The organism is Alteromonas sp. K632G (assembly GCF_017653625.1).
Lineage (GTDB): Bacteria > Pseudomonadota > Gammaproteobacteria > Enterobacterales > Alteromonadaceae > Alteromonas > Alteromonas naphthalenivorans.
In genome coordinates this window covers 1-1,263 of sequence record NZ_JAGGDM010000055.1, presented here as the reverse complement: position 1 = coordinate 1,263, position 1,263 = coordinate 1, and the positions used below count along the sequence as shown (strand labels likewise).

The window sequence follows — 1,263 nt, the reverse complement described above, 5'->3', positions numbered from 1 at the left end:
ATTGACGTGGTCAACCAAAATCACACAACCCAGTTAAGCCGCTTTTTGTAAGTTAGCCATGTCAGCCTCATATTGATTTGGACTCTTGTAATCCAGATATGAGTGCATTCGCTGACTGTTATAAAACATAGTGATGTATTGCAGAATATCCTGCTGGGCAGCACGGCGACTCTGGTAGTGACGCCACTGCACTCGCTCTTGTTTCAATGTGCCGAAGAAGCTTTCTACGACGGCATTGTCCCAACAATCACCTTTCCTGCTCATGCTACCTGTTACCTTGTATTGCGTCAGTAACTGTCTAAATTGTCGGCTTGCGTATTGAGAGCCGCGATCCGAATGATGTATCAGGCCCACTTTAGGTTTACGTTGCCACAAAGCCATCGTTAAGGCATCACACACAAGCTGGGCATTCATCCGCGATGCCATACTCCAGCCCACGATTTTTCGTGAGAATAAGTCAATCACTACGGCCAGATACAGCCAGCCTTCTTGCGTCCAGATGTAGGTAATGTCAGAGACATACGCCTGGTCTGGCTTTTGAGCATCAAAGTCGCGTGACAGCACGTTATCGAAGACAGGTTGCTGATGGTCGCTGTTAGTCGTGACTTTGTATTTTCTACGTCGTCTGACGCTCACTCCAGCTTCTTTCATCAAGGCTCTCGTTCGCTGTTTTCCAACCGGATAACCAAGCGAATTCAACGCGCGTTTCATACGTCTTACGCCATAGGTAAAGTCACTGGCATCTGCTACTTTCTGTACCCACTCAATTAACTCATCATGTTGCGGATCCGGTTCAATGTGTTCCTTGCGTCGCACGGCACTATAGTAATTACAGCGACTGACACCAAGAATCTCGCACATCAGGCTAATCGGCCAGGTCTTCTTATGTTGGGTGATGAAACCGTATTTTACTTGGTTTCTTTGGCAAAGAAGACCGTTGCCTTTTTTAAGATCTCTTTCTCCATTTTCAGGCGCTTATTCTCTGCTCGCAGTTGGCGAATTTCTTCCTGCTCGGGCGTCAACTTACCATTGCCACGAAATGCGTGAGCCCCTTCTGATTCTTGCTCTTTAAGCCAGCGGCCTAACATATTGGCACTGATACCAAGACTGCGAGCAGCCTCAGTAATCTTGTAATTTTGTTCTGTAACCAGACTCACCGCATCCAGTTTGAATTCTTTCGAGTAGCTTTTTCGGGTTTTCATATACACTCCAGTTGAGATAATTATCTCTTAACTGGGTGTGTGAATCTATTGGAGCACGTCA

The 1,263-nt window shown here is 46.4% G+C and carries 1 protein-coding gene; it reads right to left on the bottom strand.

Annotated features, from left to right (window positions below):
* Positions 1-33: 33 nt before the first annotated feature.
* Positions 34-1,202 (bottom strand): IS3-like element ISAma1 family transposase gene (locus J5X92_RS20840; protein ID WP_085929700.1). Its coding sequence is split into 2 segments (ribosomal slippage): positions 34-953 and positions 953-1,202, totalling 1,170 coding nucleotides; the frame shifts between segments, so codons are not numbered across the junction.
* Between the last annotated feature and the right edge of the window lie 61 nt (positions 1,203-1,263).